Genomic DNA, 16,570 nt, shown 5'->3' on the forward strand with positions numbered 1-16,570 from the left:
CCACGATTAGACTTTAAGACTTTCGACTTTCCAACTTTATGACTTTATGACTTTCGGCTTATTTAATGATGAGATATAATGGATACTTTCTTCGTCTTCAGGATCTAAAGAAACGGATTGTGTCGATGCTTTTTCTTGTGCCCAGGCAAATATTTGCGGTAGAATCAATAGTACGGCAAAAGTCGAAAATAATAAACCGCCAATAACTGCTCGTCCTAACGGAGAAACTTGATCGCCTCCTTCGCCATGACCAATTGCCATTGGTAACATTCCCGCAATCATCGCAACGGATGTCATAATAATCGGACGAAGACGCAGCGCCGCAGCTTCACGTGCTGATTCTAATGCGTTGCCGTTTATTTTTCGCAATTGTTCTGCATTGGTAACCAATAAAACAGCATTTGCAATCGAAACTCCTACAGACATAATAATTCCCATATAAGACTGTAAATTTAAAGTTGAGCCTGTTAATGTCAGCATGATTAAAGCTCCCAAAACTACCGCTGGAACTGTTGTTAAAATAACCAGCGAAACTTTGAATGACTGGAAATTAGCGGCCAACATTAAGAAGATTACAAAAATGGCAACCAATAATCCTACTTGCAAACTGCTTAATGTTTCTTCCAATACTTTACTTAAACCAATAGGATTAATGAACAAACCACGAGGCAGTTCTCCTAAAGATTTAATTGTTACAGAAACATCTTTCGCTGCCGTCCCCAAATCGGTTTGATTGATGTTTGCTGTAACTGTAATGTATGGCATTGCCCCTAAATTGTCATTTTCACCGCTTACAAAGCCGGGTGTAATTTTTGCAACGTCGCTCAAAACAGGACGAAGCGAATTTTTTAATAACGGAATTTCTCCCATATCCGTTTTACTTTTCATTTGATTCAATGGTACTTGAACCTGAACGTTGTAGGATAATCCGGCTCTTTCATCAACCCACATATTTTTTTCGGTATATCGAGATGATGAAGTCGAAGCCACAAGAGAACGTGAAATATCATTCATATCTACTCCAAGTTCAGCAGCACGCGTTCTGTCAATATCAATGTTCATTGCTGGATAATGAATAGGCTGACCAATTTGAACGTCTCTGAAATACGAAATCGCTTTTAGTTTATCGACAATTTGATTGGCGTATAATTCATTTCGTTTTTTGTCTTTTCCTGCAATTCTAATTTCAATTGGAGTAGGAGAACCTTGGCTTAATACTTTATCTGTTAACTCGATTGGTTCAAAAGAAACTTTAGTGTCTGGCAGTACTTTTTTAAGTCGTGCTCTAAAGTCATCTTTAAAATCATCCATATCAACGTGATAATCTTTTAAACTTACCTGAAAAACGGCTTCATGCGAGCCAGCCATGAATAAATAAATTGGATTAATGGAGAATAAAGATGGGTGTTGTCCTACATAAACAGAAGAAATTCCGATATGCTCTGGTCCAACCATTTTTTTCAATTCTTTTAAAACAATTACGGCTTGTTCTTCCGTTCTTTCCAAACGCGTTCCGTCTGGAGCACGAAGTCTTAATTGAAACTGACTTGAATTTACTTTTGGAAAAACATCTTTTCCAATAAAAGTAAGTAACACAATAGCTAAAACTGTTGCAGAAACTAGATAAACAATACTCGTTGCTTTTTTATGAACAAACAATCGATCTAGAGTTCTCATAAAACGAACTCTGAAACGTTCAAAAGCACTTATTTTTCCGTCTTGATTGGTATCTTCTCTTTCAACCATTACTTTTTTCTGGCTGATTAAGTCTTTTTCAGATTCTGGTGTTAAACCGCAGGCATTAAATTCGGCTTCATCGTCTGTAATTTCTGGCGTGTGTTCATGTTTTGGATGTGCTTTCATTAACCAGTTTGCCATTACAGGAACAAATGTTTGAGATAATAAAAATGAAATTACCATCGAGAATCCAATGGCTAAAGCCAAAGGCAAGAATAAAGCTCCTGGAATACCAACCATTGTAAATGCAGGCGCAAAAACGGCAAGAATACAAAGCAAGATCAATAATTTTGGCAATGCAATTTCTTGACACGCATCCCAAATGGCAAGTGCTTTTGGTTTTCCCATATCGAGATGCTGGTGAATGTTTTCAATTGTAACCGTACTTTCATCTACCAAAATTCCAATTGCCAGCGCCAATCCGCTTAAAGACATTAAGTTGATAGTTTGCCCGAACAATTTCAAGAATAAAACTCCCGAAATAATCGAAATAGGAATGGTTAAGATTACAATTAATGCGGCACGTTTATCTCCAAGGAATAATAAAACCATTAAACCCGTTAAAACAGCTCCAATAATTCCTTCGGTAATTAAACTTTTAACGGAATTGATTACATAAACAGATTGATCAAATTCATAAGATAATTTTACATCTTCGGGTAACGTACTTTGAATCTTTGGAAGTTCAGCTTTTAATTTCTGAACCACATCCCAAGTCGAAGCGTCTCCCGCTTTTGCAATACTAATATAAACTGAACGTTTTCCGTTTACTAATGCATAACCTTGCGTAATATCGGCACCATCTTTTACGGTGGCAACATCGCCTAATTTTAAGTTTTGAACGCTTCCTTTAAATAACGGAATGTTTTCAAAGTCTTTAACTTCTTTAATCGTATTGTTTGTTGGCGTAATATAGTTTTTATCGCCCATTCTCACGTTTCCAGAAGGAGCCGTTTGGTTGTTTACACGAATCGCTTCTACAATTTGATCGGGTGTCATATTGTGCGAACGCAATAAATCTGGATCAACGTTTACCTCAATTGTTCGTGGGCTTCCGCCGAATGGTGCCGGCGATAATAAACCTGGAATCGAAGTAAACGAGGCACGAACATAAACGTTGGCTAAATCCTGTAATTCGTTATTTGACCTGATTTTACTGCTCAATACCAATTGACCAATTGGCAATGAAGAAGCATCAAAACGAATGATAAACGGCGGTTGTGTTCCGGGAGGAAATGCCGCCTGAATCCTGTTCGAAAGTGAACTTAATTCGGCTGCAGCCTGCGCCATATTTGTGTTTTCATAATAGGTTAATTTCATAATCATTAACCCTTGAATGTTTTTGGTTTCTACTGATTTTACACCATTGGCAAAAGGCAGAATGTTGACATAAGTCTTAGCAAAATAAGCTTCCATCTGGTCTGGAGTATAACCTCCAAATGGATGCGCAATATAAATAACCGGCAAGTTCATTTTTGGCAGAATATCTACCTTAATGTCTTTGATGGCACCAATTCCGAAGAAAAATAGACCCGCAACCAATACTAATATGGAGATGGGTTTGCGGAGTGCAAAACGTATTAAATTCATTAGGATCTATAATTAAAATTCATTTATAAATAAGTCAAAATTGCCCGTTGCAGCGACTTTCAATAAGTACGACTGCCATACATTATTATTGACAATATCTCGGTCGATTTCGGCACGGTTTAAAGTGTAAATTGTTTGAGTCAAATCTGTTAAATCCGTTAAACCATTTTTGTATAAAGTCGATTTTTGAATGTAAGCTCTTTTTGCCGCATCGACCTGAATAGGAGCTTCGACATAATTATCCATGGTAATTTTGATCTTATCTTCGGCAAAAGTCAATTGCGATTTCAATTCTCTGTCAGCCTGATTGTATTCTTCCTGCAAAGCTTGCGAAACAAATTTTTGAGCGCTCACTTGTTTGCTTGATCTAAAAGGAGTTGTTAAATTCCATGTAATTCCAATTCCAACCAAATAATTACTGCGATCTGGATTTACGCCATCCCAATAATTTCTGCTGAAAGCATGTTGATCTGTTGCATAACTATTCTCAAACCCTGAAGCTCTGGTTTGCAAAACACCAAAAGCACTCATAGTTGGATAATAAAAACGTTTGTATAATTTTACCTGTTGATTGCTGTAATCAATTTTAGTTTTATAAAATTGCAATAAAGGATGAAGGCTGTCTGTTGCAGTATTTTCTTTTATAAGTTCTTTTGGAATTTGAGTTACAAAAAGCGTGTCTGCAGCAAAATCCTGAGGCGCAACACCCATTAAGTCAACCAATTTATTGTTTTGTTCTTTCACGAAATTCTTTGCAAGATTCAAAGCAATTTTAGCTTTCGAAACCTCGGCAGTTGCCAATGTTGAATCTACGCCGGCTAATAATCCATTTTTAACCCTTGCAACAGCTGTTTTTTTGAAAACCTCTGCACGGCTTAAATTCTTCTGTTGCGAAATCAATAATCTTTGGCTTGCTAATAGATTTAAATAAGCGGCAGAAATTTTGATTTCCTGTTGGAATTTTTCCTGTTCTAAATCTTTTTCCTTGGCCTGAACATCAATTTTAGACAGGTTGATTTTTTCCTGTGTTTTTCCAAAAGTGAAAAAATCCCAGTTCATGTTTACCAAATAAAGTGCTCCAAATGCTGAATTCCAGTTTTGTTGCGGAAGTGGAAGTCCAGACGAAGCAACTCCAAGTCCGCCAAAACCATAAAGCGGTCCGTTTTGCCCGTTTACAGTTCCGTAATCTTGCTGAGCCGATAAATTCAAGTTAGGCAGATAATCACGACGAGATTGTTTTAAAGTCTCTTTTGAAGCATTCGTGTAATTGTTTTTTGCTCGAATCGAACCGTAGTTTTCAAGCCCTGTTTTTATCGCTTCTTTTAAAGACAAGGTTTGAGAGTAACCGATCGAGGCAAAAATCAAGAAAAATAATAAAGTAATTTTTTTGAAATACATAAACTCAAGTGTGAAATTATAGAACAAATTTATTTACCTTGAACTGATAAAAGTCAGGTTAAGTGATGTACTGCAATTATAAATGACAAATTCAATTGGTCATTTTTACGAAATAATAATTAAAATTTTGTCCGTACTTTGTATCCAATTTAAGTTTTAAAAATGAACGAGAAGTTTGACAGTATAGTGGATAATAAATGGTGGCAGGAAATTGCCGTCGTCGCTTTTTCTTTTACCATCTATACGTTAAAAAACGATTGGATGTTGTTTAGTTCTATGGCATCCATTTTAATGGGTATTTTTTTCTACCTGATTCTTTACCTGCATGCCCAGTTTAATCGTTTTTTTCTTCTTCCAATATTATTTAAAACCCGTCGACCAGTTACCTATATATTATTAACGCTTTTTGGAGTTGTGGTTTTCTCAATCGTTTTGTATGAGATTACAACTTTAGATATGTTTAATAATTGTCGTTTATATCAAAATTCGCATCAACGAAGTTATGTTTATCAACTCGCAAGCGTTTTGGGAACATTAGTTTGTATTTTAAGTCCAATTATTGTTTTCAAATTTTATAGAATTCATAAAAGAAGAACAGATGAAGCATTGCTTTTTAATCAAATGCAGTTGAATTCTTTAAAAGGACAATTGAATCCGCATTTCTTATTTAATACTTTCAATACGCTTTACGGAATTAGTCTGGAGTTTCCTGATAGAACGCCGGATTTAATTATGAAGGTTTCGCAATTAATGCGTTATCAGCTAGAAAGTAACAGTAAACAATGTGTGTCTTTAGAAGATGAACTGGAGTTTATAAACAGCTATGTGCAGCTCGAAAAAGAACGAGTAGGGTATCGTTGTGATGTTACTTACGATTGCAAAATCGATAATGAGAATGCCTATAAAATCTCGCCAATGCTTTTAATTGCTTTTATCGAAAATGCATTTAAACATGGTACTTGCGCCATTGAAAAGTGTTTCGTAAGGATTTTTATTACCGTCGAAAAAGGAGATCTTCATCTGCATGTAGTAAATTCTATTCCAACGAAGAAAACTGATGTTGTTTCAACCAAAATTGGTTTAAAAAACACAATCGAAAGACTGAATTTGATTTATGGTAAAAACTATAAACTCGATATTCAGGAAGAAAAGAATACGTATATAGTCGATTTGAAACTGCAGCTGAAAAAGTTTGTGTAATGAAAGATCCAAAAAAGTGTATAATTGTTGATGATGAGCCGGCAGCACATTATGTTTTGGCGAATTATATTAAGCAGAATCCGCAATTAGAATTGGTTTTTCAAGGTTATAACGGCATTGAAGCGATGGACTTTTTAAGAGAAAACAAAGTCGATTTGATGTTTCTAGATATCAATATGCCTGAAATTTCTGGAATGGAATTGCTCAAAATAATTCCGAATCATCCTAAAACTATTTTAACAACTGCTTATTCTGAATTTGCGCTGGAAAGTTATGATTATGGAGTAATTGATTATTTACTGAAGCCTATTTATTTTCCGAGATTTCTAAAAGCAGTTGAGCGTTTTTTCTCTACAGAAAATATAAAAGGAAAAGAAGAGGAAGTTGTTATTGATACTCTAAATGTAAAAGTTGATGGTTATTTTATCGATATAGAATTAGATCAGCTTTTGTTTGCGCAGAGTTTTGGAAACTACGTAAAACTGCATACTCAAAAGAGAACTTATTTAGCTTCTATTACTACAACTGAACTTGAAAAATGCCTGCCGGAAAAGAATTTTATACGAATACATAAATCTTACATTGTGGCTTTGGATAAAGTGGACAGTACTGAAAAAGATTTTGTTAGAATTAGAAATGAAAAACTTCCAATTGGTATTACTTATAAGAGAGAACTTTCAGATCGTTTAAAAAAGTAAAAATTGTTAATAATATTTTGTTTAAAGTTTGATTAAAAGTAGTAATTTTAATACGGTTATATTATAGCTTTTTAATTTGAAACTGAGAAAGTATGAAGAATGTTTTGCTTGTAATGCTCTTTTTGTACAGCGGTTTATTGATTGCTCAGAATGGATTGTCTGAAAACAAGATTGTGACACCGCCAGAAAAAGTGTTGTTTAGTTTTCAAAAGGAATATCCAAATAAAGAAGCAGTTTGGTCACTCAATTATGTTGGAGATGATGATGATGAAATTAGATATGAAGCTAAATTTAATACTGATAAGAATATTAAAGCTCTTGCGATTTATGATAATTTAGGAATATTAAAAGCATTTGAACAGCAAATTCCGTTAAATCAATTGCCGTTGAAGGCACAAAACTATCTGAAGAAAAATTATCAGTCAAAAGCAATAAAAGAAATTGCGGTAGTTGTAGACTATAAAAATGTAACGACCTATGAAGTTGGAGTAGAAAAAGAGGGAAAATTTTATGATCTTGTTTTTGATAAAAACGGAGGTTTTGATGTGAGCATCGAAAAAAACTAAAATGTTTACTTACTAATTCAATTATATTTAGAACGACAAACCCGATAAGATTTTAAAGCTTATCGGGTTTTGTTTTTTTAGATTAAAAGACTGAACAGTTTTACAATTAATTTAGAGTTGTGAGTTAAACTACAAATTCATACCGCCAGAAACCTCAATTCGTTGTGCGTTTACCCATCGTGCTTCTTCAGTGCATAAAAAAGCAACTACTGCGCCAATATCGTCCGGCAGACCAACTCTTCCTAAAGCCGTTACGCTCGCTATACTTTTATTCAATTGTTCGTTATCACGAACTGCGCCGCCGCCAAAATCGGTTTCAATAGCACCGGGAGCGACTACATTTACTTTAATTTTTCTTTCGCCTAATTCTTTCGCCTGATATTTAGTTAAGGTTTCAACAGCCCCTTTCATAGATGCGTAAGCGGCATAACCAGGAAATGAAAATCGTGTTAAACCAGTTGAAATATTTACGATTCCGCCGCCATCATTCATTATATTCAGCGCTTTTTGAGTTAAGAAAAAAGGACCTTTAAACTGAATATTGGTCAATTGATCAAATTCAGCTTCTGTTGTGCCAATAAATGAATTGTGAATTCCGATTCCGGCATTATTTACCAAGAAATCAAATTGATCAGTTTTAAAAGTGCTTTTTAAAGCAGTCTGTACTTCTTTAAAAAAAGTATCAAAACTTGCACTATCTGCTACGTTTAGTTGAAGAGAAGCAGCTTTTTGACCTAAATTTTCGATTTCTTTTACAACCAAGTCAGCTTCATCTTTTTTGCTGTTGTAAGTTATAATTACATCGATTCCTTTTTTTGCAATTGCGATTGCCATGTTTTTTCCTAAACCTCTGCTTCCGCCTGTAACCAGAGCTATTTTTGTTTGTATTGCCATTTTTATATTTGTTTTAATTGATACTGCAAAGATAGGAGCGGGGCAGATTTGGAGAATTGTAAATATCAAATCGATGTTTGCAAAATTCAAATCAAAAAAGTAATTTCTAATTTTTTAAGTTCCAAACTTGAAACGTGAAACAGAACAACTAACTCCTAAAAGCCAAAGGCGTTAAAGAAGTTTGCTTTTTAAAGAAATTAGAAAAATGTGCTAATTCTTCAAAACCAAGCGAATAGGCAATTTCAGAAATATTCCAGTCTGTTTGTTTTAAAAGGATTTTGGCTTCGTTTGTTAATCGTGTACTGATTAATTCGGTTGTAGTTTTTCCTGTGTTTTCTTTTAAAACCTTATTTAAATGATTTACATGTACAGATAGTCGTGCGGCAAAGTCTTTTGCAGTTCTTAATTCTAATCGTTGATGCGGAGATTCTATAGGAAATTGCCTTTCTAATAATTCAGCAAATAATGACGAAACTCGTGCAGCAGAATTGTGCTTAGAATAAAGAGCCGAAATGGGTTGTAATTTTTGACCAAAATGAATCAATTCAGCAACATAATTTCGGATTAAATCATATTTGTAGATATAATCAGAGTTGATTTCTTTTTGTATTTTGTTGAAAATCAATTCAGCTTCTGAAACTTCTTCATCTGAAAGCTGAAAAATAGGATAACCGTCTGAAGCAAAAATTGGAAGTTCGTCAAGATCAATTCCACTTTTGTTTTTAGATAGAAATTCGCTGGTAAAAACACAAAATTGTCCTGATTGATTGGTGTCTTGTGGAAGGTAATTGTATGGAATTTTGGGTGTTGCAAATAATAAACCCTGTTTTTCGATATCGATTATTTTGTCGGCATATTCAGCCCTGTTATTCCCTTTTATCAAACTTATTTTGTAATAAGCTCTTCTGTCATAAGGCATAACCGATTTTCCCTGCAAACGTTCTAAAAGTTCTTTAATGTCAAAAATATTAAAATGTCCAATTTCTTTTTGAATATCATTTGGCAGCAGCGAAGCAGGATTCACATTTGAACCTTCGGTAATATCCTGATAAAATGAATCTAGGGTTTTCATATCGTGATGAATTGCGAAATTCAAATATACAAAAAATAAGTTTCGTGAACTTAATCGCGAAGAACGCAAGGTTCGCAAAACATACACGCATTTTATGTCATTTCGAGGAACGAGAAATCACACGCGGGATTGGGGAAAGATTAAAAATTACTGAATAATTAAAAAAGACTTCCCTGTACAAACTCAGGTTCTGGATTACTTCCAAAAGGAAAAGCATCAATTACAAAAAACTGTTTTGCTTTTGGATCAAATTCTCTAAGAACAATCTCATTACATTCAAATTGAAGATCAATTTCTGTAAATAGTTCAGAAGCAATTTTAAGATTTTCTGGAGTTAATCTTCTTCCTATTGATAAATGCGGATTATCACTTTTCTTAAGATTTAAAGACTTTAATGTTTCATGAGTTTTTTTCATGATGGGCACAAGATTGTTTTTTGAATCTTTGGTTACGCCAATAAAAAAAGCGCCGCTATTTGGGAAAGAATCAAAATGATCTAATGATACTTTAAAAGGCGTAAAAGTGTCAGAAATTTTAGAAAGCTTTTGTTTGATTGAATCCAATTGAGATTCATCAATTTTGAATTCGCAAATTGTAATGTGCGCTTCAGAATTACAGCTGTTATACCATTCGATTTTACTTCTTAAAAAGTCTTTTAACTTTTTAACGGGCTCAATTATTGATTTAGAATAAAATACAACTGAATAGGTTTTTTCCATTTTGAGGCTTTAAATTATTACAAATTTATAGCTTTCCTTTTAAATGTAATCGATGGAGAATTTCAGATTTTAATAAACCGCTTCCTCCTCCAAAATGTTCAATTACTTCAACTTCGGGTTGCTTTTTTAAGCAAAAAGAAGTGAATTCTTTCTCGATATGGTTTTCGATTCCAGAACTTAAAAGTACAATGTCGATTTTGTGATTTAGAAAGTATTCCTGAGCCTCTTTTTCATTATTGAAGGCAATAGCATTCCAATTTTCATCGGCATTTACGAGACGAAGCAAAATAGCTAGAATTTCTTCGTTTTTACCCAAAAGCAAGAATTCGAGAGTTTTCATAATCTTTTATTTAGATAACAAATTTACGAGTATAAAGGTAATGGTAACTTAATCTAGGACAAGAAATCAGCTTGTATATTAGTTTATTACGTATTTTTTATTTAGAATTCGTACTTATTTTTAATTACAACATTTTGAAGCACAATGTACTAGGATTTGTTAACATAAAAATAACGTAAAATAGTACAAAAATGAGGAAACCCGTAATGAAATCTGAAAAGACGGCTGTAGATTTGTCTTATAGAAATACCAAGATTATTTTTTATTTTTCTATGATTAAACTGTTTTTGGAGAAACTTTTTAAAGGAAAATTAAGCACATTCATTTGTGTGGACTGCATTGTATAAATTTGCAATAATACAATAATGTATAATTTTCTTAAGGTTTTTAGATTTGGTTATTTAGTTAATCATATCTAAAAACCTTTTTTTATTAAAGCAGTCCATTGCTTTTAAGCCATTCTGCGCAGTCTTTAGTCCAATATTTACTAGTGTCTTGTACGCCTAATCCAAAACCATGTCCGCCTTTTTCGTATAAATGTAACTCTGCTGCAACATTATTCTTTTTAAGGGCTAAATAATAATTAATGCTGTTTTCTGGTAATACTGATTTGTCATCTGTAGCATGAATTAAGAAAGCTGGCGGTGTTTGAGGAGTAACTTTTTTTTCATTAGAAAAAGTATCTATAAGATCCTGTGAAGGATTATTTCCTAATAAATTGGTTTGTGAGCCTTTGTGTGTTATTTGATTTTCCATTGAAATTACGGGATAAATAAAAAGCGAAAAATCAGGACGTGCACTTGTTTTAAAAGAGGATTCGTATACTTTGTCATCATAATGCGTAGACAAGGTTGAAGCCAAATGCCCGCCGGCAGAAAAGCCCATTATTCCAATTTTTTTCGGATCAATATTCCATTTTGCAGCATTTTGACGTACGTAACGCATCGCTTCTTGCGCATCTTGAAGCGGACCTATATTTTTATTTTTCATTATCAAATCGCTAGGAAGGCGATATTTTAATACAAAAGCTGTAATTCCTAAACTGTTGAGCCAAGCTGCTACTTTGGTTCCTTCTTTATCAATCGCCAAATGCGAATAACCGCCGCCTGGAAGAATAATTACAGCAGTATGATCGGGATTGCTTGCAACGGGAAAAAAGGCTGTAAGAGTAGGTGTTGTAACTAAACTTGTGCTTTGAATAACTCCGTTTTTAAAATCTGGTTTTTCTTTATAATCAGAAGATTTTATTTCATCAGGAATTTGCTCCCAAAGATTTATAGTTTGATTTTGTGCCGATGTTGAAGCTAAGTTTCCAAGTATTAAAATCATAAAAAATGCAGCTTTTTTGAAATATTGTTTTTTTGTGCTTTTCACGGTAAATAGAGTTGTTTAGGATTAATTTTAAGAGAACAGACAGATTAAGAATGTTAAATTTCATCAAAACTTAAATAATTAAAACCAAAATTGAAACATTCTGTTTTTCAGCGGACAATTTTGATGCCGAAAACAGGTTATTTTTGCATGCTCGCAATTAACAAATATATTGTTTAATATTTAATTTAGTAGTCATTTTTTTAAGTGATGTGTTTATTTATGCGACAAATATAAATTTTTATATAATTTATTTGGAATATAAAGATTTAAAACTATATTTGTGCAATCGATTACATTATTTTCGTTTGTTTGTTTCGGATTCTTGATTTTGATCTTTCGAATTTTACTTAATAGTGTGTTGATTTTCCAAAAAACTTTATAACTATAATAAGCCGTTACCATGAATCAAACCGATGCCGTTACCGTAAATCAAACCGTCAAATCCTCAGGAAAATATCGTTGGAGCATATGTGCGCTGCTGTTTTTTGCAACGACAATTAATTATTTAGATCGCCAAGTTCTATCGTTAACATGGAGCGATTTCATAGCTCCTGAATTTCACTGGACAAATAATGATTACGGAAATATCACAGCATTGTTTTCTATATTTTATGCTGTTTCTCTTTTGTTTGCAGGACGATTTGTAGATTGGCTTGATACAAAAAAAGGATTTCTTTGGGCAATTGGTATTTGGTCTGTAGGAGCTTGTTTGCATGCATTTTGCGGTATAGCAACTTCAGGAATTATAACTGGTAATTGGTTCGTAGGATTTCATGGCTCAAAAGAAATAATCAGTACAATAAATGACACTGCGCTGGTAATCAACGTGAGTGTGGCTTTGTTTATTTTTGCCCGCTTTGTCTTAGCAGTTGGTGAGGCAGGAAATTTTCCTGCAGCGATTAAAACTACAGCAGAATATTTCCCTAAAAAAGACCGCGCATTTTCAACAAGTATTTTTAATGCGGGTGCAACTGTAGGTGCTTTAGCGGCTCCGATTACCATTCCATTTATTGCAAAATCATTTGGTTGGGAAATGTCTTTTATCATCATTGGTGCTTTAGGATTTGTGTGGATGGGATTTTGGGTTTTTATGTATGATAAACCTGAAAGACACCCAAGAGTAAGTGCAGAGGAATTAGCTTATATTCAACAAGATGATATTGCAGACAGTAAATTAGAAGGTTATGTACCGGAAACAACTTCAAAAGTTTCTTTTGTAGACTGCTTTAAATACAAACAAACTTGGGCTTTTGCTTTTGGTAAATTTATGACAGATGGTGTTTGGTGGTTTTTCTTGTTTTGGACGCCTGCTTATTTAAGCTCTGTTTACGGAATGGATTCAACAGAAGCGGCATTGCCATTATTTGTATTGTATATGATTACATTATTGTCAATTATTGGCGGATGGCTTCCAACTTATTTTGTTGAAAAGAAAGGAATGAATCCTTATGAAGGAAGAATGAGAGCAATGTTGATTTTTGCCTTCTTTCCTCTATTAGCATTGATTGCACAGCCTTTAGGATATATCAGCTACTGGGTTCCAGTTGTAATTATCGGAATTGCAGGTGCGGCGCATCAATCTTGGTCGGCTAATATTTTTACGACTGTTGGAGATATGTTTCCTAAAAAAGCGATTGCAACTATTACAGGAATTGGAGGTTTAGCAGGTGGAGTTGGATCGACTTTAATTAATAAAGGTTCGGGGGTTTTATTTGATCATGCTAAAGAAACGAATATGGTTTTTATGGGCTTTAAAGGTATTGAAGCAGGATATTTTATAATCTTTTCAATTTGTGCGGTTTGTTATTTAACTGGCTGGATTGTAATGAAATCACTTGTTCCAAAATACAGTCCAATTACAAATCTCTAACCAAGATTTTTTAAAACTAACTAACCAACCTAAACCAAAAGCTAATCATGAACCAAGCTAATGCAGCAATAGGAAAATACCGTTGGACTATTTGCAGTTTAGTTTTTTTTGCTACAACTGTCAATTATCTGGATAGAAATGTAATAAGTTACCTAAGACCTTTTTTGGCTGAAGCTTTTCAATGGACACCAGAACAAGAGGTAATAGATTATTCAAATATAGAGCTGGCTTTTAAAATTGCGTATGCTTTAGGGATGTTGGTTGCAGGTGGAATTATTGATAAATTAGGAACTAAGCTAGGTTATGCAATTGCAACCGGTTTATGGAGTTTGGCCGCAATTGGACATGCTTTTGCGACAGGAACTGGAGGTTTTTTGATCGCTAGAGTATTTTTAGGAATTACAGAAGCAGGAAATTTTCCAGCGGCAATAAAAGCAACAGCGGAGTGGTTTCCACAAAAAGAAAGAGCATTAGCAACTGGAATTTTTAACTCAGGGAGTAATATAGGGGCTATTATTGTGCCGTTGTCAGTCCCTTTTATAGCAGAGAATTATGGATGGCAATGGGCGTTTATTTTAACCGGAATTGTTGGTTTTATTTGGTTAGGATTGTGGTTTCTTTTGTATGAAGTGCCGCAAAAACAAAAGCGTCTATCTCAAGCTGAGTTAGAATATATCACGTCAGATCAAGCTGAAATTGCTGAAGTTGAAGATACAGGAAAAGTTTCTTGGTTAAAGCTGCTTTCATTTCGCCAGACTTGGGCTTTTGCAATTGGTAAGTTGTTGACAGATCCGGTTTGGTGGTTTTATTTGTTTTGGCTTCCAGATTTCTTGATGAAACAATACAAACTGACAGCAACAGAAATTATATGGCCTTGTGCGCTGGTATATATGATTGGAAGTATTGGAAGTATTGGCGGAGGCTGGCTTCCTCTGAAATTGATAAATAATAATTGGCCGGCTTATAAAGCAAGAAAAGCAAGTATGCTGTTGTATGCTTTGGCAGTTTTACCAGTTTTGTTTTCGCAGTACTTAGGAGCAATAAATATGTGGTATGCAATTTTGGTTATTGGTTTTGCAGTTTCTGCACATCAGGCTTGGAGTGCAAACATTTTTACAACTGTTTCTGATATGTTTCCTAAAAAAGCAACAGCTTCGGTTACAGGAATGGGAGGGATGTTTGGAGCGCTTGGCGGAATTTTACTAACCTTGCTTGTACAGAAGAATATGTTCGTTTATTATACTAAAATAGGTAAAATAGAAACAGGTTACTTTATTATGTTCTGTATCTGTGGCGCTTCCTATTTATTGGCTTGGCTGATAATGCATATACTGGTTCCGAGGATGAAAAAGGTAGAATTATAAAGAAAAATGTAATTCAAGTTAAATAATTGTTGGTTTCAATTATGCTATTTCAATATAAAAAATTAATTTTGTGCAATCGATTACATTAAAATAAAAATTATGACAAAATATAGTTCAAGATACGCGTCAAGCCCTGAAGCTGTTAAAAAATATGATACGCAGCAGTTAAGAGAAGAATTCTTAATTGATGATTTAATGCAGGAGGATGAAGTTGTATTGGTTTATTCTCATTATGACAGATACATTGCAGGTTCTGCGGTTCCAGTAAAAGGTGATTTAGCTTTGGAAACAATCGATCCGCTTAAAGCACCGTATTTTTTAGAAAGAAGAGAACTTGGAATTATTAATGTAGGAGGAAGCGGTTCTGTAGTTGTAGAAGGAACTTCTTATGAGTTAGGTTTTAAAGATGCTTTGTATATCGGAAGCGGAAATAAAGAAGTTATTTTTAAAAGTAACGACAGCAAAAATCCAGCAAAATTTTACCTAAACTCTGCGCCGGCTCATACCACTTACCCAACAGTAAAAGTAAGCTTGGCAGAAGCTAATAAGTTAGAATTGGGTACGATGGAAACAGCTAATCACCGTACCGTAAACCAAATGATTATTGGAAGTGTTGTAACAACCTGCCAATTGCAAATGGGTATGACGGAATTAAGACCAGGAAGTGTTTGGAACACAATGCCGGCACACGTACACGATCGCAGAATGGAAGTATATTTTTATTTAGATATTCCAGAAAATCAAGCTGTTTGTCATTTTATGGGACAACCGCAGGAAACAAGACATATTTGGATGAATAATCATCAAGCAGTTATTTCTCCGCCTTGGTCGATTCACTCAGGTTCAGGAACCAGCAACTATACATTTATCTGGGGAATGGCTGGTGAAAATTTAGATTATGGAGATATGGATGTTTGTAAAATTACGGACTTAAGATAAGATCATGACAAACCTATTTGATGTAACAGGAAAAGTTGCCCTTATTACAGGAAGTACTCACGGACTGGGAATGGCAATGGCAAAGGGATTAGGAAATGCCGGTGCAACAATTGTTGTTAATGGTAATTCGTCTCAACAAAAGATTGATGAAGCTGTAAAAGAGCTAAAAAATGAAGGTATTAATGCTTTTGGATACAGGTTTAATGTAACAGATGAAAAGGAAGTTATAGAAGCTGTAAAGAAAATTGAAAGCGAAGTTGGACCAATTGCTATTTTAATTAACAATGCTGGAATCATCAAAAGAATTCCATTACTAGAAATGGAAGTTTCTGATTTTAGAGAAGTTATTGATATTGATTTGGTAAGTCCTTTTATCGTTTCTAAGCATGTTGCAAAAGGAATGATTGAGAGAAGACAAGGTAAAATAATCAACATTTGTTCAATGATGAGCGAATTAGGCCGTAGTACAGTTTCGGCTTATGCAGCTGCAAAAGGCGGTTTGAAAATGTTGACCAAAAACATGGCAACAGAATGGGCAAAATATAATGTACAAATTAACGGAATTGGACCGGGTTATTTTGCAACAGAACAAACAAAACCAATCAGAGTCGACGGACATCCGTTTAACGATTTTATTATAAGCAGAACGCCGGCGGCAAAATGGGGAGATCCAGGTGATTTGGCTGGAGCTGCAATATTTTTATCATCGAAAGCTAGCGACTTTGTAAACGGACATATTTTATATGTTGACGGCGGAATTCTTGCCACAATTGGAAAACCTTCAAACGAAGATTAATTATCAAATTTTA

At 34.3% G+C, this 16,570-nt stretch carries 14 protein-coding genes; 7 read left to right on the plus strand and 7 right to left on the minus strand.

Annotated features, from left to right (window positions below):
* Window positions 1–36: 36 nt before the first annotated feature.
* A complete protein-coding gene (locus tag ACHRV0_RS20915) occupies window positions 37–3,327 on the minus strand; it encodes an efflux RND transporter permease subunit (protein WP_395442368.1) in 3,291 nt (1,096 codons plus the stop codon).
* Between the two features lie 12 nt (window positions 3,328–3,339).
* A complete protein-coding gene (locus ACHRV0_RS20920; protein WP_395442369.1) occupies window positions 3,340–4,725 on the minus strand; it encodes a TolC family protein in 1,386 nt (461 codons plus the stop codon).
* A 162-nt stretch (window positions 4,726–4,887) separates the two neighbouring features.
* Here ACHRV0_RS20920 and ACHRV0_RS20925 point away from each other — a divergent pair, with 162 nt between their 5' ends.
* From ACHRV0_RS20925 to ACHRV0_RS20935, 3 genes are all read left to right on the plus strand, one after another.
* A complete protein-coding gene (locus ACHRV0_RS20925) occupies window positions 4,888–5,925 on the plus strand; it encodes a sensor histidine kinase (RefSeq protein ID WP_089054061.1) in 1,038 nt (345 codons plus the stop codon).
* Window positions 5,925–6,623 carry a LytR/AlgR family response regulator transcription factor gene (locus tag ACHRV0_RS20930; RefSeq protein ID WP_395442371.1) on the plus strand — a complete coding sequence of 233 codons (699 nt, stop codon included), beginning with the start codon at window positions 5,925–5,927 and terminating at the stop codon, window positions 6,621–6,623. Before ACHRV0_RS20925 ends, ACHRV0_RS20930 begins: the two co-directional genes overlap by 1 nt.
* A 92-nt stretch (window positions 6,624–6,715) precedes the next feature.
* A complete protein-coding gene (locus ACHRV0_RS20935) occupies window positions 6,716–7,189 on the plus strand; it encodes a PepSY-like domain-containing protein (protein WP_395442373.1) in 474 nt (157 codons plus the stop codon).
* A gap of 129 nt (window positions 7,190–7,318) precedes the next feature.
* Here ACHRV0_RS20935 and ACHRV0_RS20940 read toward each other — a convergent pair whose 3' ends face one another.
* The 5 genes from ACHRV0_RS20940 to ACHRV0_RS20960 all read right to left on the minus strand — a co-directional run bounded on the left by ACHRV0_RS20940 (window position 7,319) and on the right by ACHRV0_RS20960 (window position 11,543).
* The gene (locus ACHRV0_RS20940) at window positions 7,319–8,083 is read right to left on the minus strand and encodes an SDR family oxidoreductase (RefSeq protein ID WP_395442374.1); all 765 of its coding nucleotides are present in this window, start codon (window positions 8,081–8,083) and stop codon (window positions 7,319–7,321) included.
* A 148-nt stretch (window positions 8,084–8,231) separates the two neighbouring features.
* Entirely contained in the window at window positions 8,232–9,155 is a 924-nt protein-coding gene (locus tag ACHRV0_RS20945) for a helix-turn-helix domain-containing protein (protein ID WP_395442376.1), read from the minus strand.
* A 158-nt stretch (window positions 9,156–9,313) separates the two neighbouring features.
* Window positions 9,314–9,874 carry a 2'-5' RNA ligase family protein gene (locus ACHRV0_RS20950; protein WP_395442377.1) on the minus strand — a complete coding sequence of 187 codons (561 nt, stop codon included), beginning with the start codon at window positions 9,872–9,874 and terminating at the stop codon, window positions 9,314–9,316.
* 25 nt (window positions 9,875–9,899) lie between these two features.
* A complete protein-coding gene (locus tag ACHRV0_RS20955) occupies window positions 9,900–10,214 on the minus strand; it encodes a hypothetical protein (protein WP_089058561.1) in 315 nt (104 codons plus the stop codon).
* A 432-nt stretch (window positions 10,215–10,646) separates the two neighbouring features.
* Window positions 10,647–11,543 (minus strand): alpha/beta hydrolase, encoded by an 897-nt coding sequence (locus ACHRV0_RS20960; protein WP_395442379.1) that lies wholly within the window; start codon window positions 11,541–11,543, stop codon window positions 10,647–10,649.
* A gap of 445 nt (window positions 11,544–11,988) precedes the next feature.
* On the opposite strand from ACHRV0_RS20960, the gene ACHRV0_RS20965 reads away from it, so the two are divergent.
* From ACHRV0_RS20965 to ACHRV0_RS20980, 4 genes are all read left to right on the plus strand, one after another.
* Complete coding sequence (locus tag ACHRV0_RS20965) at window positions 11,989–13,458, plus strand: MFS transporter (RefSeq protein ID WP_089054069.1); 1,470 nt, start codon at window positions 11,989–11,991, stop codon at window positions 13,456–13,458.
* 47 nt (window positions 13,459–13,505) lie between these two features.
* Window positions 13,506–14,822, plus strand: coding sequence for an MFS transporter (locus tag ACHRV0_RS20970; protein ID WP_129055958.1), 1,317 nt, complete (start codon window positions 13,506–13,508; stop codon window positions 14,820–14,822).
* Between the two features lie 99 nt (window positions 14,823–14,921).
* Window positions 14,922–15,761 (plus strand): 5-dehydro-4-deoxy-D-glucuronate isomerase, encoded by an 840-nt coding sequence (kduI, locus tag ACHRV0_RS20975; protein WP_129024948.1) that lies wholly within the window; start codon window positions 14,922–14,924, stop codon window positions 15,759–15,761.
* Window positions 15,762–15,765: 4 nt separating this feature from the next.
* Entirely contained in the window at window positions 15,766–16,557 is a 792-nt protein-coding gene (locus ACHRV0_RS20980) for a gluconate 5-dehydrogenase (protein ID WP_089058565.1), read from the plus strand.
* Window positions 16,558–16,570 lie beyond the last annotated feature (13 nt).

The organism is Flavobacterium sp. FlaQc-30 (assembly GCF_044005885.1).
In the GTDB taxonomy this organism is placed as follows: Bacteria; Bacteroidota; Bacteroidia; order Flavobacteriales; family Flavobacteriaceae; genus Flavobacterium.

Bases quoted from the DNA above. Each gene is read 5' to 3' on its own strand.
- ACHRV0_RS20915 (WP_395442368.1), bottom strand. From the start codon at position 3,327: ATGAATTTAATACGTTTTGCACTCCGCAAACCCATCTCCATATTAGTA.
- ACHRV0_RS20920 (WP_395442369.1), bottom strand. From the start codon at position 4,725: ATGTATTTCAAAAAAATTACTTTATTATTTTTCTTGATTTTTGCCTCG.
- ACHRV0_RS20925 (WP_089054061.1), top strand. From the start codon at position 4,888: ATGAACGAGAAGTTTGACAGTATAGTGGATAATAAATGGTGGCAGGAA.
- ACHRV0_RS20930 (WP_395442371.1), top strand. From the start codon at position 5,925: ATGAAAGATCCAAAAAAGTGTATAATTGTTGATGATGAGCCGGCAGCA.
- ACHRV0_RS20935 (WP_395442373.1), top strand. From the start codon at position 6,716: ATGAAGAATGTTTTGCTTGTAATGCTCTTTTTGTACAGCGGTTTATTG.
- ACHRV0_RS20940 (WP_395442374.1), bottom strand. From the start codon at position 8,083: ATGGCAATACAAACAAAAATAGCTCTGGTTACAGGCGGAAGCAGAGGT.
- ACHRV0_RS20945 (WP_395442376.1), bottom strand. From the start codon at position 9,155: ATGAAAACCCTAGATTCATTTTATCAGGATATTACCGAAGGTTCAAAT.
- ACHRV0_RS20950 (WP_395442377.1), bottom strand. From the start codon at position 9,874: ATGGAAAAAACCTATTCAGTTGTATTTTATTCTAAATCAATAATTGAG.
- ACHRV0_RS20955 (WP_089058561.1), bottom strand. From the start codon at position 10,214: ATGAAAACTCTCGAATTCTTGCTTTTGGGTAAAAACGAAGAAATTCTA.
- ACHRV0_RS20960 (WP_395442379.1), bottom strand. From the start codon at position 11,543: ATGATTTTAATACTTGGAAACTTAGCTTCAACATCGGCACAAAATCAA.
- ACHRV0_RS20965 (WP_089054069.1), top strand. From the start codon at position 11,989: ATGAATCAAACCGATGCCGTTACCGTAAATCAAACCGTCAAATCCTCA.
- ACHRV0_RS20970 (WP_129055958.1), top strand. From the start codon at position 13,506: ATGAACCAAGCTAATGCAGCAATAGGAAAATACCGTTGGACTATTTGC.
- kduI (WP_129024948.1), top strand. From the start codon at position 14,922: ATGACAAAATATAGTTCAAGATACGCGTCAAGCCCTGAAGCTGTTAAA.
- ACHRV0_RS20980 (WP_089058565.1), top strand. From the start codon at position 15,766: ATGACAAACCTATTTGATGTAACAGGAAAAGTTGCCCTTATTACAGGA.